23 protein-coding genes and 1 tRNA gene are annotated in these 23,743 nt (G+C 57.2%); 11 read left to right on the top strand and 13 right to left on the bottom strand.

Annotated elements, in window-relative coordinates; translation table 11 throughout:
• Window positions 1-9 precede the first annotated feature (9 nt).
• From J7416_RS04445 to J7416_RS04435, 3 genes are read right to left on the bottom strand one after another with little or no spacing between them, the layout of a single operon-like run.
• Complete coding sequence (locus J7416_RS04445; RefSeq protein WP_209223432.1) at window positions 10-534, bottom strand: gamma carbonic anhydrase family protein; 525 nt, start codon at window positions 532-534, stop codon at window positions 10-12.
• Entirely contained in the window at window positions 531-1,172 is a 642-nt protein-coding gene (gene gmk / locus J7416_RS04440) for a guanylate kinase (protein ID WP_209223430.1), read from the bottom strand. Before gmk ends, J7416_RS04445 begins: the two co-directional genes overlap by 4 nt.
• A gap of 16 nt (window positions 1,173-1,188) precedes the next feature.
• On the bottom strand, window positions 1,189-2,079 hold the full coding sequence (locus J7416_RS04435) for a YicC/YloC family endoribonuclease (RefSeq protein WP_209223428.1): 891 nt from the start codon (window positions 2,077-2,079) through the stop codon (window positions 1,189-1,191).
• A 244-nt stretch (window positions 2,080-2,323) separates the two neighbouring features.
• On the opposite strand from J7416_RS04435, the gene J7416_RS04430 reads away from it, so the two are divergent.
• Window positions 2,324-2,998 (top strand): PAS domain-containing protein, encoded by a 675-nt coding sequence (locus J7416_RS04430; protein ID WP_209223426.1) that lies wholly within the window; start codon window positions 2,324-2,326, stop codon window positions 2,996-2,998.
• 55 nt (window positions 2,999-3,053) lie between these two features.
• Here J7416_RS04430 and J7416_RS04425 read toward each other — a convergent pair whose 3' ends face one another.
• Window positions 3,054-4,424 (bottom strand): 3-deoxy-7-phosphoheptulonate synthase class II, encoded by a 1,371-nt coding sequence (locus J7416_RS04425; protein ID WP_209223424.1) that lies wholly within the window; start codon window positions 4,422-4,424, stop codon window positions 3,054-3,056.
• Between the two features lie 168 nt (window positions 4,425-4,592).
• Between J7416_RS04425 and J7416_RS04420 the strand changes: the two genes are divergently transcribed.
• Entirely contained in the window at window positions 4,593-5,597 is a 1,005-nt protein-coding gene (locus tag J7416_RS04420) for a GlxA family transcriptional regulator (protein WP_209223422.1), read from the top strand.
• On the opposite strand, the gene J7416_RS04415 is transcribed toward J7416_RS04420, so the two are convergent.
• Complete coding sequence (locus J7416_RS04415) at window positions 5,594-6,691, bottom strand: PQQ-dependent sugar dehydrogenase (RefSeq protein ID WP_209223420.1); 1,098 nt, start codon at window positions 6,689-6,691, stop codon at window positions 5,594-5,596. The two genes, J7416_RS04420 and J7416_RS04415, sit on opposite strands and share 4 nt — an antisense overlap.
• A gap of 153 nt (window positions 6,692-6,844) precedes the next feature.
• On the opposite strand from J7416_RS04415, the gene J7416_RS04410 reads away from it, so the two are divergent.
• The 3 genes from J7416_RS04410 (at window position 6,845) to J7416_RS04400 (ending at window position 9,772) form a co-directional block, all read left to right on the top strand.
• Window positions 6,845-8,026 carry an ABC transporter substrate-binding protein gene (locus J7416_RS04410; RefSeq protein WP_209223418.1) on the top strand — a complete coding sequence of 394 codons (1,182 nt, stop codon included), beginning with the start codon at window positions 6,845-6,847 and terminating at the stop codon, window positions 8,024-8,026.
• 130 nt (window positions 8,027-8,156) lie between these two features.
• Window positions 8,157-8,945, top strand: a complete 789-nt coding sequence (locus J7416_RS04405) for an ABC transporter ATP-binding protein (RefSeq protein ID WP_170424812.1) — start codon at window positions 8,157-8,159, stop codon at window positions 8,943-8,945.
• Complete coding sequence (locus J7416_RS04400) at window positions 8,942-9,772, top strand: ABC transporter ATP-binding protein (RefSeq protein ID WP_209223416.1); 831 nt, start codon at window positions 8,942-8,944, stop codon at window positions 9,770-9,772. Before J7416_RS04405 ends, J7416_RS04400 begins: the two co-directional genes overlap by 4 nt.
• A gap of 18 nt (window positions 9,773-9,790) precedes the next feature.
• Here J7416_RS04400 and J7416_RS04395 read toward each other — a convergent pair whose 3' ends face one another.
• Window positions 9,791-10,141, bottom strand: coding sequence for a hypothetical protein (locus J7416_RS04395; RefSeq protein ID WP_209223414.1), 351 nt, complete (start codon window positions 10,139-10,141; stop codon window positions 9,791-9,793).
• A 527-nt stretch (window positions 10,142-10,668) separates the two neighbouring features.
• Between J7416_RS04395 and J7416_RS04390 the strand changes: the two genes are divergently transcribed.
• The 4 genes from J7416_RS04390 to J7416_RS04375 all read left to right on the top strand — a co-directional run bounded on the left by J7416_RS04390 (window position 10,669) and on the right by J7416_RS04375 (window position 14,038).
• Window positions 10,669-11,043, top strand: coding sequence for a hypothetical protein (locus J7416_RS04390; protein ID WP_209223413.1), 375 nt, complete (start codon window positions 10,669-10,671; stop codon window positions 11,041-11,043).
• A 236-nt stretch (window positions 11,044-11,279) separates the two neighbouring features.
• Window positions 11,280-12,290 (top strand): branched-chain amino acid ABC transporter permease, encoded by a 1,011-nt coding sequence (locus J7416_RS04385; RefSeq protein ID WP_209223411.1) that lies wholly within the window; start codon window positions 11,280-11,282, stop codon window positions 12,288-12,290.
• Window positions 12,287-13,600 carry a branched-chain amino acid ABC transporter permease gene (locus J7416_RS04380; protein WP_209223410.1) on the top strand — a complete coding sequence of 438 codons (1,314 nt, stop codon included), beginning with the start codon at window positions 12,287-12,289 and terminating at the stop codon, window positions 13,598-13,600. Before J7416_RS04385 ends, J7416_RS04380 begins: the two co-directional genes overlap by 4 nt.
• A gap of 186 nt (window positions 13,601-13,786) precedes the next feature.
• Entirely contained in the window at window positions 13,787-14,038 is a 252-nt protein-coding gene (locus J7416_RS04375; RefSeq protein ID WP_209223407.1) for a hypothetical protein, read from the top strand.
• 45 nt (window positions 14,039-14,083) lie between these two features.
• Here the strand turns inward: J7416_RS04375 and J7416_RS04370 are convergent, their stop codons facing one another.
• Window positions 14,084-15,625 carry a helicase HerA-like domain-containing protein gene (locus J7416_RS04370; RefSeq protein ID WP_209223823.1) on the bottom strand — a complete coding sequence of 514 codons (1,542 nt, stop codon included), beginning with the start codon at window positions 15,623-15,625 and terminating at the stop codon, window positions 14,084-14,086.
• A gap of 439 nt (window positions 15,626-16,064) precedes the next feature.
• Here J7416_RS04370 and J7416_RS04365 point away from each other — a divergent pair, with 439 nt between their 5' ends.
• Window positions 16,065-16,664 carry an invasion associated locus B family protein gene (locus tag J7416_RS04365; RefSeq protein WP_209223405.1) on the top strand — a complete coding sequence of 200 codons (600 nt, stop codon included), beginning with the start codon at window positions 16,065-16,067 and terminating at the stop codon, window positions 16,662-16,664.
• A gap of 67 nt (window positions 16,665-16,731) precedes the next feature.
• Here J7416_RS04365 and J7416_RS04360 read toward each other — a convergent pair whose 3' ends face one another.
• The 4 genes from J7416_RS04360 to J7416_RS04345 are packed head-to-tail and all read right to left on the bottom strand — an operon-like array spanning window position 16,732 to window position 20,972.
• Window positions 16,732-17,940, bottom strand: a complete 1,209-nt coding sequence (locus J7416_RS04360; protein ID WP_209223403.1) for a beta-ketoacyl-[acyl-carrier-protein] synthase family protein — start codon at window positions 17,938-17,940, stop codon at window positions 16,732-16,734.
• Window positions 17,941-17,949: 9 nt separating this feature from the next.
• Window positions 17,950-18,207, bottom strand: coding sequence for an acyl carrier protein (locus tag J7416_RS04355; protein WP_170424789.1), 258 nt, complete (start codon window positions 18,205-18,207; stop codon window positions 17,950-17,952).
• A 32-nt stretch (window positions 18,208-18,239) separates the two neighbouring features.
• On the bottom strand, window positions 18,240-19,331 hold the full coding sequence (gene lpxD, locus J7416_RS04350; protein ID WP_209223401.1) for a UDP-3-O-(3-hydroxymyristoyl)glucosamine N-acyltransferase: 1,092 nt from the start codon (window positions 19,329-19,331) through the stop codon (window positions 18,240-18,242).
• 36 nt (window positions 19,332-19,367) lie between these two features.
• Window positions 19,368-20,972, bottom strand: a complete 1,605-nt coding sequence (locus J7416_RS04345; protein WP_209223399.1) for a L,D-transpeptidase family protein — start codon at window positions 20,970-20,972, stop codon at window positions 19,368-19,370.
• 355 nt (window positions 20,973-21,327) lie between these two features.
• Between J7416_RS04345 and J7416_RS04340 the strand changes: the two genes are divergently transcribed.
• Entirely contained in the window at window positions 21,328-21,897 is a 570-nt protein-coding gene (locus tag J7416_RS04340; protein WP_209223397.1) for a DUF882 domain-containing protein, read from the top strand.
• 110 nt (window positions 21,898-22,007) lie between these two features.
• Here the strand turns inward: J7416_RS04340 and J7416_RS22755 are convergent, their stop codons facing one another.
• Both J7416_RS22755 and J7416_RS04330 read right to left on the bottom strand, forming a co-directional pair.
• On the bottom strand, window positions 22,008-22,745 hold the full coding sequence (locus J7416_RS22755) for a collagen-like protein (protein WP_209223395.1): 738 nt from the start codon (window positions 22,743-22,745) through the stop codon (window positions 22,008-22,010).
• An 868-nt stretch (window positions 22,746-23,613) separates the two neighbouring features.
• Window positions 23,614-23,690, bottom strand: a tRNA-Arg gene (locus tag J7416_RS04330).
• Between the last annotated feature and the right edge of the window lie 53 nt (window positions 23,691-23,743).

Genomic DNA, 23,743 nt, shown 5'->3' with positions numbered 1-23,743 from the left:
GCGGACGACCTAAGGCAGGGATGTCAAAGTTTCGCGAAACTTGCGCATGTTCTGCTGATAATGCAGCGCGCTGAACGTGATCTTTTGCGCCGCCGCTTCATCCAATTCCCGCACCACCTTGCCCGGTGAGCCCATGACCAGAGAGTTATCAGGGATCTCTTTACCTTCCGTGATCAAGGCCCCTGCCCCGATCAGACAGTTCTTACCGATCTTCGCCCCGTTCAGAACAATGGCACCCATCCCGATCAGAGTGTTCTCTCCAATCGTGCAACCATGCAGCATGACCTTGTGACCAATGGTGCAGTTCTTGCCAATAGTCAGAGGGAACCCGGCATCAATATGCATGACGCAGTTTTCCTGCACGTTGCTGCCTTCGCCCACGCGAATTTCTTCGTGGTCCGCGCGGATTGTGCAGCCGAACCAGACCGAGGCCCCCTGTTCCAGCACCACTTTGCCGATCAGATTGGCGTCCGGCGCGACCCAAGTGTCTTCGTGGATTTGCGGTGCGTGTTCACCCAAAGCATAGATCGTCATGACGTACCTTCGAATTCATTCTGCAGGGTTCGGACATGCTGTTGCAACGTGGGTTGCTGGATACGGCGCATACGCTCGGCGCTGACGATGGTTTTCAGCTTTTCCTCGGTCGCATCCAAATCGTCATTTATCAGCACATAGTCGTAATAGCCCCAGTGGCTGATCTCATCCCAGCTTTTCAGCATGCGCTTGGCGATGACGTCTTCGCTATCCTGCCCGCGGCTTTCCAGCCTGCGGCGCAGTTCGGGGATGGACGGCGGCAAGATAAAGATCGACAGCGCGTGCTTACCAAGGTCCGAGTTACGGATCTGCACTTCGCCCTGCCAGTCCACGTCAAAAAGGACGTCACGCCCGGCGTTGATCGAGTCGCGCACCGGACCTGCGGGCGAGCCGTAGAAATTGCCGAACACATGCGCGTGCTCCAGCATCTGGCCTTCAGAGACTTGCTGACGGAACTCATCCTCGCTCAGAAAGTAATACTCGCGACCATGTTCTTCGCCCGGGCGTGGCGCACGCGTGGTGGCCGAGACCGAGAACTCTAAATCGGAATCCCACTGCATCAGCCGCTTGGCCAGGGTCGATTTACCCGCCCCCGAAGGCGAGGACAGAATGATTAAAAGACCGCGTCGATCCGCCATTTGCGTGCTCCTGTGGTTATTCTACGTTCTGCACTTGCTCGCGCATCTGATCTATTACGGCCTTCAACTCAAGGCCAACTGCCGTCAGGTCCGCGCTTTGCGCCTTTGAACACAGCGTGTTTGCCTCGCGATTGAATTCCTGCATCAGGAAATCCAGCTTGCGCCCAACCGGTGCATCCTGCGCCAGCAAATCACGTGCCGCCACAACATGCGCTTTCAGGCGGTCGATCTCTTCTGTGATATCCGCCTTGACGGCAATCAGCGCCAGTTCCTGTGCGACGCGATCAGGATCGGCCCCTTGGGCATTGTCCATCACGCGGGCCAAGTTGTCCCGCAATGCCTCGGCCATCTTGTCTTTGCGCTGTTCAGCCAAGTCTGCGGCTTGGGCGGTCAGGGTCGCAACCTGACCAAGCTGTTCTTGCAGAATTGCGGCCAATGCCCGGCCTTCGGTCTGGCGCATTTCGATAAAGTCGGCCAACAAACCTGCGAATTCGGTCGTCAACTGCGCCACCAACGGGCCGGGATCATCGACTTCGCTGCCCGCATCCAACATTCCCTTAAGCGCGACCAGATCTGCCGCCGACGAGGGTGCCAGCGTCACATCGCGGGCAATGGCCATCTCTTGCGTGCGGGCCACGGCCTCGAGAACAGCTCCCATTGCGGCTTCGTTCAGGACGAGGTCGGGTTGGGATTCATCCCGGCTCAGGCGCAGCGACAGCGTCACGTTGCCCCGGCTTAGTTGCTTTGACATTTCAGCGCGCAGCGCCGCCTCAAGCCCGGTCAGCCATTCCGGCACACGCAAACGCATGTCCAGGCCCTTGCCGTTGACACTGCGCAGCTCCCACGTCCAGCTATGAGGTCCAAACACCCCTTTACCCGAGGCGAAACCGGTCATGGATTTTATCATGCCTGCCCTTTCAATAGCTGCCCGTTTCAGTTTGCTGGGCGCACCTAATGCGAACTGCGCGGTTAGGGCAAGAGTTTGCTGACTTTGGCTTTGTTCGCCAGTCGTTAACCATTCGTTAAAGATTTGCTCCAAAATTGAATCAACCCGCGTCAATCTTACACCTGCGCACGCTGGTCTCTGTCAGAGGTCCCCAGTCGTTCGCATTTTAGGAAAATGACGGTCGATAGACGCCAGGGTGATAGTAATGAAAACCATTTTCGTGAACGGTTTCGGGTCAAGTTTTGGGAAGATCGTCGCAATGGATCGTTTAGACAGCGGGCGCAGCCTTTCGCCCATCCGACAGGCCGAGGCCTATTGGACCGCACTTCTGACCGGTGACCGCGTTCCCATGCGGTCACAAATTGACCCGCGCGGGCTTGAGAACATCCTGGAATACACGTTTGTTTTGGAACGTATTGCCCCCGGACTGACGCGATTTCGTCTTGCGGGCAGCCATTTGAACAAGCTGGCCGGGATGGAGGTGCGTGGCATGCCTCTGACCGCCTTTTTCGAAGCCAGCGCGCGGGATCGGGTCAAAGAGATCTCGGAACAGGTCTTTGCCCAACCGGCGATTGCCCATTTGAACCTGACCTCTGCGGGTCGTATGGGACGCGTTCAGCTACAGGCTCGGATGATCCTGTTACCGCTCCGAAGCGATCTGGGCGACGTCAGCCGCATTCTCGGCGTTATGGTCAGCGATGGTGCAATAGGCGCAACGCCGCGGCGCTTTGCACTTTCCGAAGACAACCTTCGCCCGGTGTCAGAGGTTCAGACGCCACAATCACAACCGCAAATTCTTGAGACCGGGTTTGCCGAGGAACAAGAACGGTTTGAACGTCCCCGCTCACATCTGCGGTTGGTTGTCTCGCGGGACGATTAAGCAAAGAAAAAGGCGGGCCATTTCAGCCCGCCTTTTCATTTCTTTCGAAAAAAACTTAGCTGGCTGCGCGCTTGCTGCCGTTGCGGCGCAGGTTTGTCAGCTCTTCGGCAACAAGGAAAGCAAGCTCCAGCGATTGCGACGCGTTCAGGCGCGGGTCGCAAGCGGTGTGGTAGCGATCAGACAGGTCCTCTTCGGTCACCGCACGAACACCGCCGGTGCATTCGGTGACGTCCAGACCGGTCATCTCGAAATGCACGCCACCGGGGATGGTGCCTTCTGACTGATGTACACCAAAGAAATCGCGCACTTCGCGCAGGACCGAGTCGAACGGGCGGGTTTTGTACCCGGTTGCCGACTTGATCGTGTTGCCATGCATCGGATCGCAGACCCAAGTGACTTTGGCACCTTCTTCTTTCACGGCCTTGACCAGACGCGGCAGATGCTCACCGGCTTTGCCTGCACCGAAACGCGCGATCAGGGTCAGGCGACCCTCTTCGTTTTCCGGGTTCAGCTTGGACATCAGAACCTTGAGGTCCTCTGCCGTCGTGGTCGGACCACATTTCAGACCAATCGGGTTCAGCACGCCACGGCAGAATTCGACATGAGCCCCGTCCGGCTGACGCGTCCGGTCGCCGATCCAGATCATGTGACCGGACCCGGCAAGCCAGTTGCCAGAGGTCGAATCAAGGCGGGTCAGCGCCTCTTCATATTCCAGCAGCAGACCTTCGTGGCTGGTGTAGAACTCCACGGTCGAGAATTCATGGGTGGTGTCAGCCGTAATGCCAGCAGCCCCCATGAAATCAATGGTGTCCTGAATACGGTCCGCGATTTCCGAGTATTTCTGAACGTCCTGTTCATCCGTGAAGCCAAGCGTCCACGAATGCACCATGCTCATATCGGCGAAACCACCGGTCGAAAAGGCGCGCAGAAGGTTCAGCGTCGCAGCAGCCTGCGTGTAGGCCTGCAGCATCTTACCGGGATTCGGAATGCGCGCTTCGGGTGTGAAGGCCAGTTCGTTGATGATGTCACCGCGATAACTGGGCAGCTCGACGCCATCCACCACCTCGGTCGGGGCACTGCGTGGTTTGGCAAACTGGCCGGCCATGCGGCCCACTTTGACCACCGGCACCTTGGCGCCATAGGTCAAAACCATCGCCATCTGCAGCATTACCTTGAACGTGTCCCGGATCGCATCCGCACTGAATTGTTCAAAGCTTTCAGCACAATCCCCGCCCTGCAACAGGAAGGCCTCGCCGCGACCGGCGGCACCCAGATGTTGCTTGAGACGCCGTGCTTCGCCCGCAAAGACCAGCGGGGGATACTGTGAAAGCTGAGCCTCGACTTTGGCCAGCGCGGCCGCGTCGGTATAATCTGGCATCTGAACCCGGGGCTTGTTGCGCCAGTTCGTTTTTTGCCATTCGGTCATAGCTTTGATCTCCGCTGAAGTAATCAGGTCGTCTCTATACAAAATGATATGAAGACTGACCATATCCTTTTGCGCCTCTTGACGGGGGAAACAAGCTTTGGTCATGGTGGCTGGCAATAACGACGCCGGACGCCACGGAACACGGCGCCGAATCAAGGACACCAAGCCATGCAAGAGCAACGCCAAGTTGTCACAGTGGAAGGCACTGAGGCCAATCCTCACCATTTCGTCTTTGTCCTTTTGGACAAGTTTTCCCTGCTGTCTTTTGCCTCGGCACTGGACAGCCTGAGAATTGCCAACCGCATGGCGGACAAACCGCTTTATTCGTGGACGTTGGCCGGAGAAGGCGGCGATATGATGAGCTGCTCGGCCGGGACCACGTTCAAGTTGGATTCTGATCTGAACGAGTTACAGCGCGATGACGTTGTGCTGATCTGCGGCGGCGTAGACGTTCAGTTGGCAACAACCAAACGCGTTCTGAACTGGGTCCGGCGTGAGGCGCGGCGCGGTCTGCGCATCGGCGGGCTGTGCACGGCAGCTTACACCTTGGCAAAGGCAGGATTGCTGGACGGCAAGCGCGCCACGATCCACTGGGAAAACTCGGACAGTTTCATCGAAGAGTTTGACGAAGTCGAGCTGACCAAATCCGTCTTTCAGATTGACGGCAACCGCATGACCACAGCGGGCGGCACCTCGTCCATCGACCTGATGCTGAAGATCATTGCCGACGATTATGGTGAAGATCTGGCCAACGCCGTGGCGGATCAGATGATCTATTCATCGATTCGCACCGACCAGGATACGCAGCGACTGTCGACGCCGACCCGGATCGGGGTGCGGCACCCAAAGCTCAGCCAGGTCATCCTGATGATGGAGAAAAACATCGAAGAGCCGATCTCGCCTTCGATTCTGGCCAAGGATGTCGGCATGTCCACGCGTCAGCTGGAACGCCTGTTTCGTCGGTATCTCAGCCGCTCACCCAAGCGCTACTACATGGAGCTGCGCCTGCACAAAGCGCGCAACCTGCTGATGCAGACGGATATGAGCGTCATCAATGTTGCGCTGGCTTGCGGTTTTGCCTCACCCAGCCATTTTTCGAAATGCTACCGGGCGCACTACAACACTACGCCCTATCGCGAGCGTGGCGCGCAAAGCGGACGCTTATCTGTCTAACCCGACGGGATCATTTGGTAAACGGCGCCCTGACCCACTGAAATAAACCAGATCGAGCCGTCGGGGGCTTCGACGATGTCCCGGACACGTTCGGTTTCCGGGCCTTTGATCTGTTCGACCTCGCGCAGCGGCGAACCCTCAAGGCGTGCGATGTAATCGAATTTGAGAGATCCGACAAAGATATCACCGCGCCATTCCGGCCAAAGCTTGCCGGAATAGACCAACAACCCCGAAGGAGCGATGGACGGGTCCCAATAGAATTCAGGTTGTTCCATTCCCGGTTTCGACGTGCCCTCGCCGATCTTTTGGCCCGAGTAGTGAACACCGTAAGAGATCACCGGCCAGCCATAGTTTCGGCCCGCTCGAACCAGATTAACCTCATCACCGCCACTTGCGCCGTGTTCTGAAATCCACAAACGCCCCTGCCGGTCGAGGCCCGCGCCCTGAGGGTTTCGATGCCCATACGACCAGATCTCGGGCCGGATATCCGCCTGCCCTACGAACGGATTGTCAGCAGGTACCGAGCCATCGCGGTTGATGCGGATCACGGTACCCATATGGTTCGATCGGTCCTGTGCTGTCGGACGATCCCCCCGATCGCCTATCGTCACAAACAAAGTGCCGTCCTGCGCCTCGACCACGCGCGAACCGAAGTGACGGCCGGTCGAACCGCCAGGAACGGCCTCGAAGATGACGCGCACATTTTCCAGTTGCGCGCCGCTGTCAGAAAGCCGTGCAACGGCCACCGCTGTTCCGGCTCCTCCACTCTGCGGCTTGGAAAAGGTCAAAAACACTTCGCGCGATTGCGCAAAATCCCGCGCCACCGTGACATCCAGCAAACCTCCCTGCCCGTTCACCTCCACCTTGGGCACGCCGCTCACACGCGTCGCTTTGCCTTGCGACACAAAAAGAAGATCTCCGTCGCGTTCGGTGACCAAAAGGCCACCACCCGGCAGAATTCCGATGGCCCATGGCGTGTCCAACCCCTGAACGACAGCGGTCACGCGCACCGGACCCGCCGAAGTTTGCAGAGTGTCTGCATAAATTGGACCGCCAAAAATCGACAAGACCAGAATCGCAACTGCCCGCAGCATTACAATCTCCATTTCCGAAAATCAGCGACAAGTACATAAGAACAAATAGGATTGTTTCTGGCAAAAACACATTTGCGTTAGGACTTTTCTTTTCCAGACAGCTTGCCTAGGGTCTTGCCCAGAACGAATACGTTCCAATAAGGGAGTAACCATATGAAAAAGCTGCTTACAGCAACTGCAGCATCCGCTCTGCTGGCTGGTCCGGCGCTGGCCGAAGATGTCACTCTGGGCGTTCTGTTTGGCTTCACCGGCCCGATTGAATCGCTGGCGCCCGCCATGGGGTCCGGCGCGGAACTGGCGATGGCCGAAGTCACCGAGTCCGGCAAACTGCTGGACGGCTCGACCGTTACCGCATCGCGCGCCGACACCGGCTGCATCGACAACGGTCTGGCCACCTCGAACGGTGAACGCATGATCGCGGACGGCGTTGCGGGCATCATCGGCGGCGACTGCTCGGGCGTCACCGGCGCGATCCTGCAAAACGTCGCGATTCCGAACGGCATGGTGATGATCTCGCCGTCGGCAACCTCGCCCGGCCTGTCGACCATGGAAGACAACGGCCTGTTCTTCCGCACCGCACCGTCGGACGCGCGCGAAGGTCAGGTTATGGCTGACATCCTGCAGGACCGCGGCATCAACTCGATCGCGCTGACCTACACCAACAACGACTACGGCAAGGGTCTGGCGGACGCGATCCAGTCCTCGTTCGAAGCAGCCGGTGGTGAAGTGACCATCGTTGCCGCGCACGAAGACGGCAAGGCCGACTATTCGGCCGAAGTTGGCGCGCTAGCCTCGGCCGGTGGCGACATTCTGGTCGTGGCAGGCTATCTGGACCAAGGTGGTCTGGGCATCATCCAGTCCTCGCTGGACAGCGGTGCATTCGACACCTTCGGTCTGCCTGGCGGCATGATCGGTGACTCGCTGCCTGCGAACGTCGGTCCCGACCTGAACGGTTCGTTTGGTCAGATCGCCGGTTCGGGTGGTGAAGGTGCTGAAAAGTACTTTGCCATGGCCGAAGCTGCGGGCTTTGACGGCTCGTCGCCCTATTCGCCTGAATCCTATGACGCGGCGGCCCTGTTCATGCTGGCTATGCAGGCCGCGGGTTCGACCAACCCGGCGGAATACGGTGCCAAGATCATGGATGTTGCCAACGAACCCGGCGAAAAGATCTATCCGGGTGAACTGGCCAAGGGTCTGGAACTGCTGGCTGCAGGTCAGGACATCGACTATGTCGGAGCATCGGGTGTTGAGCTGATCGGCCCCGGTGAAAGCGCGGGTTCCTACCGCGAGATCGAAGTGACCGACGGCGAGAACAAGACCGTCAACTTCCGTTGATCCGGCGCTAAACGCCATAAATTCAAGCAGCCCGGGCCTTGTGTCCGGGCTGTTTCAATGAAAAAAGGCCGCACCTCACCTTTTCGGTTCGAGGAAGCAGAAACACCGGTAACGGTGGCTAGGGGAAAAGATGATCGTCGTCGAGGACGTGCACAAGCATTTCGGCGGGTTTCACGCGGTGGATGGGGCCTCGCTGGAAATCCAAAAAGGGTCCATCACTGGCCTGATCGGGCCAAATGGAGCGGGCAAAACCACTCTGTTCAACGTGATCGCGGGCGTTCTGCCGCCGACCAGCGGTCGAGTTTTCATGGATGGTGAAGAAATCACCGGCTTGCCGCCGCACGATCTGTTTCACAAGGGACTGCTTCGAACCTTCCAAATTGCGCACGAGTTTTCGTCGATGAGCTGCCGCGAGAACCTGATGATGGTCCCCGGCGCGCAGTCCGGCGAGTCGCTGTGGAACACCTGGTTCGGTCGCAAGCGCATCGCCGATGAAGAACGTGCTCTTAGGGCAAAGGCCGATGAAGTACTGGAGTTTCTGACCATCGAACATCTGGCTGATCACAAGGCCGGTCAGGTCTCGGGCGGTCAGAAAAAGCTGCTGGAACTGGGGCGGACCATGATGGTCGACGCCAAGATCGTTTTTCTGGATGAGGTCGGCGCAGGTGTGAACCGCACCTTGCTGATGACCATCGCCGACACGATCCTGCGCCTGAACAAGGAACGAGGATATACTTTCGTCGTTATCGAGCATGACATGGATTTCATCGGCAAGATCTGCGACCCGGTCATCTGTATGGCCGAGGGTAAAGTGCTGGCAGAGGGTACCTTGGACGAGATCAAAGCCAATGAACACGTGATCGAAGCCTATCTGGGCACCGGCCTAAAGAACAAAGACAAGCTGGAGGCCGGCGCATGAGCGACAATCCCTATCAGGATGACAAGGGCAACAAGGATGCCTCGATCACCAATACCCACGGGGTTGGCACCATGACGCCCGCTCATACAAAAAGCGGCGACACGCACAAGGTCGATGGCGGCCCGTTTCTGATCGGCGACACCATGACTGGTGGTTATGGCAAAGGGCCAGACATCCTGCACGATTGCACAATTGCCGTCGACAAGGGTGAGATTGCAGTGATCGTCGGCCCGAACGGTGCCGGCAAATCGACCGCAATGAAAGCCGTGTTCGGCATGCTTGATGTCCGCTCGGGCGCAGTGCGGCTGGATGGCGAGGACATCACCAACCTTACCCCGCAGGATCGGGTGATCCGCGGTATGGGCTTTGTGCCGCAGACCTCGAACATCTTCACGTCGATGACGGTTGAAGAAAACCTCGAGATGGGAGCCTTCATCCGCCGCGATGACATCAGCGAAACGATGGAGCAGGTCTATGACCTGTTCCCCATCCTGCGTGACAAGCGGAACCAACCCGCCGGAGAGCTATCGGGTGGCCAGCGTCAACAGGTCGCCGTGGGCCGCGCGCTGATGACCCAGCCCAAGGTCTTGATGCTGGACGAACCAACCGCCGGTGTTTCGCCCATCGTTATGGATGAACTTTTTGACCGGATTATCGAAGTGTCCCGCACCGGCCTTCCGATCCTGATGGTCGAACAAAATGCCCGCCAGGCGCTTGAGATCGCTGATAAAGGCTATGTGCTTGTTCAGGGACGCAACGCATACACCGGTACGGGTAAAGAGCTATTGGCGGATCCCGAAGTACGGAAAAGCTTTTTGGGGGGATAATCCCCCCAACTCACCGAATTACCCGATTGGCTCGCCGCAAGACCCAAAGTCCTGCGCGGCATGCGGACCTTTGATTGACATGTCGTAGTTGCGGTCCTCGAAGTCGACCACAAAGGTTACGACATCCTTGTCCATGATATGCAGGAAGGTCAGTGAATTCAGCCCCGAGATGATCGTGGCCTCACCCTTGATCTCGTCGGTGACAATAAAGCCTTTGTCCGTGGCCCCCGACCGCGCAAGCGTTACCGATCCGCCGGTGCTGTCCGAGATACAGTTCACAACGAAATCTGCACCGTTCAGCGGATCGCTCTGAGCTGCTGCGAGCCCGGGCGTTGCCAGCGCCAAAAGCATCGTCACCGTGTATTTCATGTCTTGCCTTCCTATTCCGTGGACCGTTGTTCGGCGGCCCGTATTCTTTGGTCTGGGCACTGCAGAAAACTGCGGGCCGCTCAGAAAAGTTAGGCAAATTCACCCAGGATCAAACCGGTGTTTGGCGCGTTTCACTTCATCTTGAGGTTGCGTGAGGCCGCCGGCAACCCGATGCCCCTGTGTTGCGAACAATCCCCGACGTAAACGATTCTGGATGTTACAATTCCAAGGTAGCTGAAACGGTCGGACGTTACAGGATGGGGTCGCGAAATGTGGCTGAATTAAGGCGACTGCGCGCGACCATCTGCTCAAATCACCAAGCGGATCCAAAATTTTACCTGCATTTTCAATACACATTACCGATGCGCGTCGCGAAAAAGAAATTTTCCACTTCAGAATTCTGACCCCGGAAGGATCAATTCTCGCCATTTTCCCAACCTAGTCAGGCGACGAAACCGGACCCATCCAAGGCTGGTTCTTCTGCAATCGGACCGATCTTTCGGCCAACATCCTTTAGGAGAATCTCAATGAAATATCTGGCCGCTCTTGCTGCCTTGATCCTGCCCGCTGCTGCGCAGGCCACAACGCAGAAAACACCGGGGGCTGAGTATGTTTACGAGTGTCAGATTGAAGAAATTTGCAAGTCCGGGAAATGCAGCCCTTTGACCACGCCGACCAAGATCACACTGAAACGGATCGAGGGCGAGTCCAAGGGCACCGTGACCATCAACGGCGAGGTGTCGGAACTTCATGTTTTCAAAGGGCTCGGCGCTCATGAGTTCCTGCAACTCGCCCAGGGCGGTAGCGTGGGTTACACGGTCGACGCAACAAGCGGCTCGCTGGCCATCCGGGCCACCGGTGCGAACAGCCGCAATGAGCGCGGAACATGTGTTGTTAACTGACAAACCCATCTCAATGCGGCTATGCAAGCCATCCTGAAACGCCCAATCAGGCGGGGGTTACCCCGCCTGAAAGCCCCCAAACCCAAACAGAACCGTATCGACAGTCGAGCACGGTCCAACTTTGTGGTTTTCAGATCAGAATTTTCCCGAAATAAGCCCAGAAAACGCGCGGGAATGATTGTGCATATGGCAAAACGCATGCCATAAAGCCGCACCCGAAAGAACGAGACGATCACATGGACTTATTGAACGCGTTAGTCGCGCTGGCAAACTTTGTCATCGTGCCTGCGGTTGCTTACGGCAGCCAATTGGCGCTTGGGGCGCTGGGGGTCACACTCATCTATGGCATCCTGCGGTTTTCGAATTTTGCCCATGGCGACACAATGGCATTTGGCGCGATGGTTGCGGTGCTGGTCACGTGGGGTCTGCAAGCCGCAGGCGTCAGCTTTGGGCCCTTGCCGACCGCCCTGTTGGCCCTGCCCTTTGCGATTCTGGGCTGTATCGTTCTGGTGCTCATCACAGATCGGCTGGTCTATCGGTTCTATCGGGAACAAAAGGCCAAACCGGTGATCCTTGTGATCGTGTCCATGGGTGTCATGTTCATCATGAATGGCCTGGTACGTTTTATCATCGGACCGGATGATCAAAGGTTCTCGGACGGCGCGCGGTTCATTGTTTCTGCCCGTGACTTCAAGGCGATGACCGGTCTGCGCGAAGGTCTGGCGATCAAGACATCGCAAGGCATCACCGTGATTGTTGCAGTTGTCGCCGTGGCACTTCTGTTCTGGTTTCTGAACAAGACGCGCACCGGCAAGTCGATGCGCGCCTATTCCGATAACGAAGATCTGGCGCTGCTGTCGGGCATCAACCCGGAACGCGTCGTGATGATCACATGGATCATCGTTGCAGCCTTGGCCACCACCGCAGGCGTGCTGTACGGGCTGGACAAGAGCTTTAAGCCCTTTGTCTATTTCCAACTGCTGCTGCCGATCTTTGCCTCTGCCATCGTGGGTGGCCTCGGCAATCCTCTGGGCGCCATTGCCGGTGGGTTCATTATCGCGTTTTCCGAGGTGACCATCACCTATGCGTGGAAAAAGGTGCTGACCTATATTGCACCTGAAAACCTTGCCCCGTCCGGTTTGGTGCAGTTCCTGTCTACCGATTACAAATTCGCCGTCAGCTTTGTCATCTTGCTGATCGTGCTGCTGTTCAAGCCTACGGGCCTGTTTAAGGGGAAAGCGGTATGACCGAGTCCGTCAAAAACACGCTGCTTTTCATCGTCGTCGGCGGCCTTATCCTGCTGACCGGTTTCACGCAAAGCTGGAACACGGCAATCCTGATCCTGAACATGGGGCTGATCTCGGCCATCATGGCGATCGGGGTGAACCTGCAATGGGGCTTTGCGGGCCTGTTCAACGTTGGTGTCATGGGCTTTGTCGCGCTGGGCGGTCTTGCGGTTGTGCTGATCTCGACCCCACCGACGCCGGGGGCTTGGTCCTCGGGCGGATATGGCATTGTTTTGGCGCTGTTGCTGGGCGCGGCGACGGTTGTGGCCGCCGTGATGGTCGCGACGCGCATGCCCAAAGGCCGGATGCGCACGCTGACGATCATCGCCATCCTGATCGTGGGATTCTTTGTCTATCGCGCTGTATTTGATCCCAACGTGGCCGGGGTCGAGGCGATTGACCCTGCCATCGCAGGTAACCTTGGTGGTTTGAACATGCCGGTGCTGCTGGCCTGGCCTGCGGGCGGTCTACTGGCCGCCGGTGCCGCCTGGTTGATCGGCAAAACAGCGCTGGGTCTGCGCTCGGACTATCTTGCGATTGCGACGCTGGGTATTGCCGAGATCATCATTGCGATCATGAAGAACGAGGATTGGTTGGCCCGCGGCGTCAAAAACGTCTACGGCATCCCGCGCCCCTCGCCCGTGGTTGGGTACGAGGTCGAACTCCAGAACGACCCGAGCTTCATTGCCCGCGCCGAATGGTTTGGACTGGATCTGGTTACAGCTTCGACCCTGTCGGTCAAGCTGGGCTATTCGCTGCTGTTCCTGATTGTTTTGCTGGTTCTGCTTTGGATGGCGCAGAAGGCGTTGCACAGCCCCTGGGGCCGTATGATGCGCGCCATCCGCGACAATGAGGTCGCCGCCGAGGCGATGGGCAAGGACGTCACCCGCCGCCACTTGCAGATCTTCATCCTGGGCTCGGCAATCTGCGGGATCGCCGGCGCGATGATGACCACGCTGGACGGGCAGCTGACGCCCAGCACCTACAACCCGCTGCGGTTCACCTTTTTGGTCTGGGTCATGGTGATCGTCGGAGGATCCGGCAACAACTTTGGCGCGGTTCTGGGGGCGTTCCTGATCTGGTTCCTTTGGGTTCAGGTCGAGCCAATCGGCCTGTGGCTGATGAACCTGATTACCGCCGGAATGCCAGATGGCAGCGCGCTCAAGGCGCATCTGATCGAAAGCGCCGCGCATATGCGTCTGTTCACCATGGGACTGATCCTTTTGATCGTTCTCAGGTTCAGCCCACGGGGTTTGATCCCGGAAAAGTAGGATCACAGACAATCAATTCTTGAAACCGCGCTAAACCTTTGGCGCGGTTTCTTGATTTTATGGGGTATACCGATTAGACGAACCCAGTACCGTCATGATCCAGCCCTCTTTTTGGCCAGAATTTACGCTAATTTGACGCTTGGCCCGCGATCATCCGGGAAACCTACGAGTAGAAGAAGAGTGCGCATGAATATTTCTCTCACCAAAACAATCCTCATCGTCCCGCTGTTCGCTGCCCTTGCCGGCTGTATCCCGACACCGGAAGATCTCGAGTCCACTCCGGTCAAAGTGCAAACGCCCAAAGGCGAAGTCACTTGTCAGCTGTATCGCCAGGACCGTGTGACCTGGGATCGCGCGATCAATTTCCCGGCGACCAAGATGTCTGTGCCCGAAGCGGACGCCTATTGCCGTCAGGAAGGCCAACGCCGTCTGAAGTAACGTGTCAGGCCTCGGGCAGGTCTAACCTGCCCGGCCCTTTGCCCGTCAGCGAGCCTTGAACAACCCGCCCAGAATGCCGCGCACGATGCGGCGTCCTGTCGTGCCTTTCAGTTCTTTGATTACCGCCTCGCTCATCGCGGTTGCGAATGTATCTTTCTTGCGCATGACGCGAGATGAGGATCGACCGACGCGGCTGCCGGAATAACGTCGCGCTGTTGCGAATTCCCGTTCTGCCGTCGATTGCGTCTCGATCTGTTCTTCGGCTTCGGCCGCTGCCTGCGCCGCTGCGTTTGCGCGGGCTTGCAGGATTTCAAAGGCTGATTTCCGATCCGCCAGCTTTCCGTATTTAACCTTCATTGCCGAAGCATCCATCAGCGCCTTGCGTTCGGTCTTGGTGATCGGACCAAGCTGCGATCCCGGCGGGCGGATCAGTGTTCGTTCAACAATCCCCGGAACCCCTTTTTTCTGCAGCATCGAGGTTACGGCCTCGCCAACACCAACCTCGCGGATGGCTTGTTCCGTATCGAAGGCCGGGTTTTCCCGATAGGTCTCGGCTGCAAGACGCAGGTTTTTACGGTCCCGTGCCGTGAACGCGCGCAGGGCGTGCTGCACCCGGTTGCCCAACTGGCCCAGAATGTCTTCGGGAATATCCGCCGGATTTTGCGAGATAAAATAGACGCCCACGCCTTTGGAACGAATAAGCCGCGCGACCTGTTCGACCTTGTCCACCAACACCTTGGGCGCGTCATCGAACAGCAAATGCGCCTCGTCGAAAAAGAAAACCAGCTTTGGCTTGTCCGGGTCGCCAACCTCGGGTAGTTCCTCGAACAATTCGCTCAGCAACCACAGCAGGAAGGTTGCATAGAGGCGTGGCGAGCCCATCAACTTATCGGCGGCCAGGATGTTCACGAAACCCTGCCCGTTTTCGTCCACGCGCATCAGATCGGCCAGTTCCAAAGCCGGTTCGCCAAACAACTTGGTGCCGCCCTGATTTTCGAGCACCAACAGACGGCGCTGGATCGCTCCGATCGAAGCGGTTGAAACATTGCCGTAGCGCAAAGACAACTGCGCTCGGTTCTCTCCGATCCAGACCAGCAGAGATTGCAGATCCTTGAGGTCCAGCAATGGCAGGCCTTCTTCGTCGGCCACCCGGAATGCGATGTTCAAAATCCCTTCTTGCGCCTCGCTCAGATCCATTAACCGCGACAGCAACAAGGGGCCCATTTCGGTTACTGTGGTCCGAACGGGGTGCCCCTGTTCCCCGAAAAGATCCCAAAAGGTGACCGGACAAGCGGCATAGGAATAATCGGCAAAGCCGATGCGTTGCGCCCGTTCCTGAAAAGCCTGGTGGAGTTTGTGACCTTCGCTGCCCGCCTTTGCCAGACCGGACAAGTCGCCTTTGACATCTGACAGAAAAACCGGAACGCCTGCTTGCGAAAACCCTTCGGCCAGAATTTGCAGCGTCACGGTTTTGCCGGTTCCAGTCGCCCCGGCGATCATGCCATGGCGATTGGCATATTTCAGCGTTAGCGACTGCGGTTGGCTATAGTCGTTGCCCGAACCGCCCAAAAAGATGTTTTCGTCCATGAATGTAAGGCCTTGTTTCCACCGATCTGCGGCCAGCATACAAATTTAACCTTTGCCTGCGAAAGTCTAATTGCTGTCCCCCGGCTGTGGTTGTGGGTCAGCATATTTCCTCCCTGTCGACTGACCGCGCCTCCGGGCGCGGTTTTTTTCACAAATCATGGTCGTAACATTAAAAATTCAGGTTAGCAGTTGACCGCTGCGTCTGCCTTTCGTAACGTCTGCGCATAACTAAGTCGGCCAGTCCGACGGGGAGAAAATTATATCGAAGGGAGCCGCTCTATCGGCTCCCTTTGTCGTTTGTGAGCTTGCCCTTTTCTGCTCCTCGAAAGGCGGCAAAAATCCGATCACATCTTGAATTGCGCCACCTTAGCCGCTGACACTGTTGGCGAGGGATGATAGACGAAAGAAAAAGTCCAACACACACATTGCCGAGGCACTTATGATCAAGAACATCCTATCCGTAAGCCTGGTGACCGCCGCCTTGTGCAGCGGCGCTGCATTTGCCCAAGAGGCGACACAGGACACCGAAACCCAACCGCAGACCGGGGTCGGTTCCGATCTGGACTTGGGCGAAACTGGCCCCCGTCTGGGAGAGCAATACATCAAAGAGGAACAAGGCGACTGGGCCATCCTTTGCATCAATACCAACAACGAAGAAGATCCCTGCGCGATGCGCCAGATCCTGACCGGTGAGCAAGGTCAACCGATCGCAGAGATCACCATTGAACGGCTGCCCGAAGGCGTTGCCGCCGTTGCGGGTGCAACTGTCGTGGTTCCGCTGGAAACTATGCTTCAGGCACAAATCGCCTTTTCGATCGATGGCGGCCCGGGCAAACGCTATGACTATCATCACTGCAACCCTGTTGGCTGCCTTGCTCAGCTCGGCTTTACCCAAGGGGATGTGGACGCGATGAAGGCCGGCTCGACCGCCAAGCTGTCGCTGGTATCCGTTCTGGCCCCCAACCAGCTTTTGGAACTGCAAGTTTCGCTGTCCGGCTTCACCGCCGGGTTCGAAGGTTTGAACGTTCTTCAGAACTGATCTACGCTCAATAAAATAAGCGCCGCCGAAGTCCTTCGGTGGCGCTTTTTTATATCAGGTCGTTGGCTTAAACGCGTTTCAGCGCCAGCACCGCGTTCAAGCCGCCAAAGGCAAACGCGTTGCTCAGGACTACATCGACACGCGCCTCGCGCGCTTCGTTCGGCACGATATCCAACGCGCATTCTGGATCGGGTTCTTCGTATCCAATGGTGGGCGCGATCACACCGTCCCGCAACGCCATGATGCAGGCCAACAGCTCAACCGCGCCTGTGCCTCCGATCAGGTGACCGTGCATCGACTTGGTGGATGAGATCATCAGTTCATCCGCGTGCGGGCCAAACACATCCGCAACGGCCGCGCATTCCGTCTTGTCATTGGCCGCAGTACCGGTGCCGTGGGCGTTGATATAGCCAACCTTGTCTGCGCTGATCCGCGCATCGGCCAGCGCGCCGGACATGGCCCGCGAAGCCCCTTGTTTGCTGGGCATCACGATATCTGCAGCGTCGGAGGACATCGCGAAACCGACGACCTCGCACAGAATATCAGCCCCACGGGCGCGCGCGTGTTCGTACTCCTCGAACACGAAGACACCTGCGCCTTCGCCCTGAACCATCCCGTTCCGGTTCGCGCTGAACGGGCGGCAGGCGTCCTTGGACATCACGCGCAGCCCTTCCCAGGCTTTCACCCCGCCAAAACACAGCATCGATTCCGAACCGCCCGTCACCATGGCCGGGGCTGTGCCGCTGCGCACCATTTGGAACGCCAGCGCCATAGCGTGGTTGGACGAAGCACACGCGGTCGAGACCGTAAAGCTGGGCCCTTTCAGGTTGTGTTCCATCGATACGTGGCTGGCGGCTGCGTTGTTCATCAGTTTCGGAACGACAAACGGGTGAACCCGGTTTTTGCCATCCTCATAAACAGAACGGTAATTGTCGTCCCAGGTCGAAACGCCGCCACCGGCGGTCCCAAGCACCACACCAGACCGCGCCGCCAGATCGCCGTGAAACTCAATCCCGGACTGGTCTATCGCCTCTTTCGTTGCGGTCAGCGTGAATTGAGTGAACCGGTCATACAGGCTCATTTGTTGACGGTTGAACCGGCCCTCGGCCTCAAAGCCACGAACCTGCCCACCGATCTTGATGGCCAAACGCTCGACATCCCGAAACTCGAGGTCAGAGATGCCACAACGCCCTTCCCGCATGGCCTCGAGCGTATCGGCCACCGAATGGCCCAGTGAATTGATCGTACCGGCCCCGGTAATAACGACGCGTTTCATGAGATTATGTCAGACCTTTTCCGACACCAGCTTTTCGATCCCGGCGATGATCGCCGCAACGTTCGTGATGTCAAAGTCGCTGGCGCTGGGTTCGTTGGCATTGAACGGCACCGAAATGTCGAACTCTTCCTCGATCGCAAAAATGCTCTCGACCAGACCAAGGCTGTCGATGCCCAGATCCTCGAGCGTGCTTTCGGGGGTCACATCAGACGGCTCCAGCACGGCCTGCTCTGCAATGATTGCGATGACGCGGTCGCTGATGCTCATGACGATCCTCTGATTATCCTGTTGAGGGTGATTTAATCACTCGAAGGCAATTTGGAAACAGCCTTTTTCAGCGCCTCTACGTCACGCGCCAAACGCGGCAGACGCCGCTGCGCTTTGTAAATGTCTGTATGGCTTTCCATTTTGATACCCGGATAGCCCATGATCACACGCCCTTTAGGCACATTGGACAGAATTTTTGTCCCCCCGCCCGAGATCACACCATCGCCGATAAAGATGTTGTCGACCACCCCAGTCTGACCGCCCAGAACAACGTTGTTTCCGATCTCTACAGAACCCGACACGCCGGTTTGCCCACACAACAGGCAATCGCGACCCACACGTGTATTGTGCCCCACGTGGACCAGGTTATCGAGTTTTGAACCGTCGCCGATGCGCGTATTCCGAATAGTGCCGTTATCGACGGTACAATTCGAACCGACCTCGACATCGTCACCGATTTCCACGGCACCGAGGGAATGGATGCGCAGCCAACTTTGCGCGCGAGCCTCGCCCTGATCGCCCATTGTCTTTCGGGCGTTTTCCGCACCTGAGACTTCGGGGGTTACAAAGCTGAACCCATCGCCACCGATCCGGGCCCCGGGTTGCGCGATAAATCGATCCCCGATCTGCGCCCGTGCGCCAATGCTAACCATCTCGCGCAGAATGGCACTATCACCCAGAACCGCATCCATGCCGATGACACAGTGCGGGCCGATCACCGCGCCCTTTCCTATGCGCACCCGCGCTCCGATGACGGCCAATGGACCGATCGCAGCTCCTTCGCCAATTTCTGCTGTCGGGTCGATCACGGCCGAGGGGTGAATACCCGGTTCAACCCCCTGCCCGCGATCCAGCATCGCCGTGATGCCAGCCATCGCCATGCGCGGACGCGGCACAAATATCGCTGCGCTCAAACCCAGGGCTTGCCAATCGGCACCTTCCCACAACACGGCAGCACGAGCAGCCCCGGCGCTGAGCGCTTCGGTGTATTTCGGCGACATCGCCATGGCCAGATCGGATGGTCCCGCATCGGCCGGTTCTGCGGCGCGCTCGATGATAACGCTCAGATCGCCCTGGCTTTCGGCACCCAGGGCTTCGGCGATCTGCTGAATGGTATACTGCATGACGGGCTTCCCGAATTAAGGACCTGCCCCCGGTGCTTACCCCTGAACGTCCGGCAGGGCCACCCCTGCTTTCTGCAGAGCCTCCCAGATTTTCCGATCCCGGTCATAGACGTCGCGGCGATACTGCACCTCACCTTTCGGGCCAATATAGGCGGTGCGATAGATCAGATGAACCGGAACATGCTGTTCCAGCGGAACTGTCGTTTCCTTGCCGGTTGCCAGAATGCGATGGAAAAACGCCTTTGGATCTTCCTCTTGCTTGGCCAACAACGCATATGCAAACTCGAACGGCTGCGCCAATCGGATACACCCATGCGAGAACGCCCGCACCTCGCGCGCGAACAGAGATTTCTGAGGCGTATCATGCAGATAGATGTTGTACTTATTGGGGAACATGAACTTCACCAGACCCAGCGCATTACTTTTGCTGGGCGGCTGCCGCATCGCAAACGGGAAGTTCCGAGTGTTGAACTGCGTGAAATCCACGGCACCCCGGTTCACAACGCGACCGCTGCGATCCGTGATCTGGATATGCCCCACAGCGTTCGGGTTGGACTGCAGTTTGGGCAAGTACTCCTTGGTGATGATCGAGCGCGGGACATACCAGCTGGGGTTGATGACCATGTGCTCCATCTCGTCCGAAAACTCGGGGCTACGGCGATCATGAACGTTTTTGCCAATCACGGCGCGGGTTTCAAACGTGACCCGGCCTTCATCAACGATCTTGGCCGAGAAATCCGCCTGATTTACCAGAATGTGCCGCTCACCCCTCTCGCGCGGCAACCAACGCTCGCGTTCCAGGGCGACATAGACGGCCTTCAGGCGCTCGGACGCGGTCCGGTTCAGCTCGGTAATCGTCCCTTGACCAGCGACACCGTCCGCAGCCAGACCATGCGCCTGCTGAAAATCCTTTACCGCAGCCAGCAACGCGTCATCGAACACCGGGTTGGCTGTGGGCTTGAGATAGCCCATTGAAATCAAACGGTTCCGCAGCTTAATGACATTGGGGCCTGTGTCCCCAAGCTCCAGCTTGTCCACCGGAACGGACGCACCCCATCCACCCTGATGGACGAGCGCCTCAAGAGCCAGCTTCTGTTTCATCAATGCTCGGTACTGAACCGATTGCGGCGCGAGTTCGTCGAAATACGCGTCTCCGTCAGCGGCCGTCAGCGCCTGCAAGTGTTCTGCGGCGGACAGTCGTGAGACTTTGCGCACCAGCCCATCGTCAATTTGCGCAGGCCGCAACGCGCCTGCGTAGAGGTCATCTGCATAGCGGACAAACGCGCGGCTCAGCGCAATTTCAACCGCGCCCAGGTCCCGCAGCGAACGTGCGTCCTGCATCTGAGACATAAGGGACGACACGTCGTAGTCGCCTTGCGGCAATCCATGCAAATCCGTCGACGACAACGCCCGGATCAAACGGGCCCGGCGCGCCTGATGCTCCGCGCTTTCACCAACCCAGATCGGGGCAAAATTGTTGCCGCGATAAAAATCCGCCAGTCCTGATCCGGAAGGCGCGAACTCGGCCACCGCCATTTGAAACGCGGTATCCGGAGCAGACTGGGCATTTGCCACAGATGCTGCCGCCGAAACAAAAGCGGCGAAAATAAGACGTGTTGGCAATCGTAAAAAAGCTCGCATGGGATGGCCCTGATTATTCAATACTTTGCGCGTTCTGAGGCGCATGTCGGTAAAATATGGTTTTCAGCCGAAGGATTTGTCCATTCACAAATGCATCAAATTGATGCATCCCCTTCTGCCTGATGCGCGTTTGCATCGGCTGCAGTACGCCAATGCTTAATTGCCTCAATATTATACCGATTTGCATCACCTGCGCAAAAAACTGCCGAAAATTCCCCCTTGAAAAGGTGAATTTCAAAGACTTCTTGGCGGCCGTTCACGGCTGTGTCATAAATCCCGCATCTGGGATGGGAAAAAATTAACACCGCGCGCGTAACATCGTGTGCAGGCAGGAACAGTACGGGACGAAACTGAAATGACGATGAGCAGTACATCGGGCTTGACCCGGCGTGCCCTATTGGGCGCATTTGCAGCAACCGCAGTTGTAGCAGCACCAACTTATTCCAACGCAGCAGGATTCTTGCGCGGCGGCGGCGATATCCGTCGTATCCGCATGTATTCGGGCCGCACCGGCGAACGGATCGATATGATCTATTGGGTGGATGGCAAATACATCAAGGACGCCGTCAAGGAAGTGAACCACTTCATGCGCGATTGGCGCACCGATCAGGTCAAATCCATGGACCTGCGCACCATCGATATTATGGCGGCTTCGCACAACCTGCTGGACGTAAACGAGCCTTACACGCTGCTGTCCGGCTATCGCTCACCACAAACAAACGCAATGCTGCGCTCGCGCTCGCGCCGTGTGGCAAAGAACTCGCTGCACATGAAAGGCCAGGCCGCTGACCTGCGCCTGTCGTCGCGCTCGGTTTCGCAAATGGCCAAAGCGGCCATGTCCTGCCGCGCCGGTGGTGTTGGCAAGTACTACCGTTCAAACTTTGTCCACATGGACTGTGGCGAGGTCCGCAGCTGGGGCGGTTAACGCCCCTGATCTCCAGAATGCCGTTCCTACTTTGATTGAGCGTCGTCCCGCGCTCAGTCTTTGCAGTAATAGGCCGGCATCGGATTACGCACCTCGAACACCTTGTCCGATCACCAGCTTATCGTGATCGAAGCAACTGCACCCGGCTCTGTCCCGTACGAAACACCAACGTTGCCGTAAATGCGGTCGTTCAACTTCATACCGACCAATCCCGAGTACCCGGTCTCTCCATCATAGTACCCAAGACCGAAAGATGTCTGGATTCCGTCGTAATGTGGATTCTGCTGCAACGCCGCCAAGGACATTGCCGCCGCGATTCCGGCCGTATTGTTGGCGATGTTTTCCGCATTGCGCGCAATAGCATTCCGGTTTGAGGCAATCTCGTTTTGCAGAGGAATCATGCGCGCATAGTCAACTTGTCCCGTTTCACCCTGCGGCCCCACATCGCCTTGTTGCCCGGTTTCACCCTGTGGTCCGGTCGCGCCTTGCGGGCCTTGTGGTCCGGCAGGACCGGATTGCGATGGATTGTAAGCCTGGTTGCCCGCGGCCTTGGTTTTGGTTGTGCTTTCACCGTTGAAATAGGCTTTGTGCGTCTGAGCGCCGTTACCTTTTCCCCCGTAAACGATTGTTGTACCCGGGTTGACGACGAACTCTTTGTCGAACGTCCCGCCATACTGTTGCAACCGCACGGTTTGAGGCGCATCCAAATCGTTCGTGATGCGCCAAACTGTGGTTCCATCGCTCAGACGACCCAAACTCGTAAGGTTGGCCGCATTGACCACCCCCGCGGCCAGCAGGCTGCCCGGTATTGCCAGAATGGCGGCACTGATTTTGTTTTTGACTTTCATGGTGATGAACTCCTTTCTTCGAACGCGAGTTATTTCGATTTCAGGAGGGCTGCATTTGATGTCCAGCCACGGACAGCGGCGTCTGTTAATATTTGTGGCAGAACATGAAAAAGCGCCGGTTTATTCGCGGTCACTTCATTGCGCCGAAGTCGCATGTTCAAAGACAAAGTAGCGCCGTTTCAGGCGATCTGCCGTAGATATCCGGAACGATCTGTATCGGCGGCATGGGTTGATAGCATCGCTTCTACCTCGTCCATTTCTCTTGGGATGAATCCCGCAACTACCAGGCTAACGGCAAAGGAACAGTTGTGAAACGACCGGCGCGCTCGGGCGCGACCCGTGTTGTCGTCCGTTGGAAGCAACACTTTAGCAAAAGGGCGGGTGCCTTTGCCTTTACTACGGAAACCCGAAGGTTTTGTTGCCAAAAATGATTGATTAACCACGGATTCTGAAATTAATTTGAGTGTATTCACAAGTACCCTAGTGATACCTTAGGCTCAGTAATCTAAAGGCAGCGTGCTGCCGTTGTGTTCAGGACGTTACCCGTGATTTCGTTTACCATTAATGCCTTAGCCTTGTTCTTGCTGGCTGTGGCACTGTATTTAGCATACCACGCCGGGGCCTTTCAGCACGAATTCAAAAACAGGAAGAAACGGCCACCTGTGGTCATTTTTGCCATTGTTGTTGCGTTGTCTGCCTACCTGCTGCTGGTTTTCGCTTCGCGGTTTTAAGCGAAACGCAAGCAACAACAACCAACTGCAATCCAATCGCACCACTTGGACGGTGGCGTATCATCCATATCAAAAAGCCAAATGCGCTTATGGGCCTGCGCGAACCGTCGGGTTTTGACGTGATCTGGACGAAGAAGTGGCGCACCTGAGAGGATTCGAACCTCTGGCCTCTGCCTTCGGAGGGCAGCGCTCTATCCAGCTGAGCTACAGGTGCCTTGGCCGTTAGCTAACCTTGTTCCGATCCGGGTGCAACTGCAAATCTTCCCG

This window comes from Ruegeria sp. R14_0, from assembly GCF_017743975.1.
Taxonomy (GTDB): Bacteria; Pseudomonadota; Alphaproteobacteria; order Rhodobacterales; family Rhodobacteraceae; genus Ruegeria.
The sequence above is the reverse complement of the archived record's forward strand: the minus strand, read 5'-3'. Positions and strand labels throughout refer to the sequence as shown.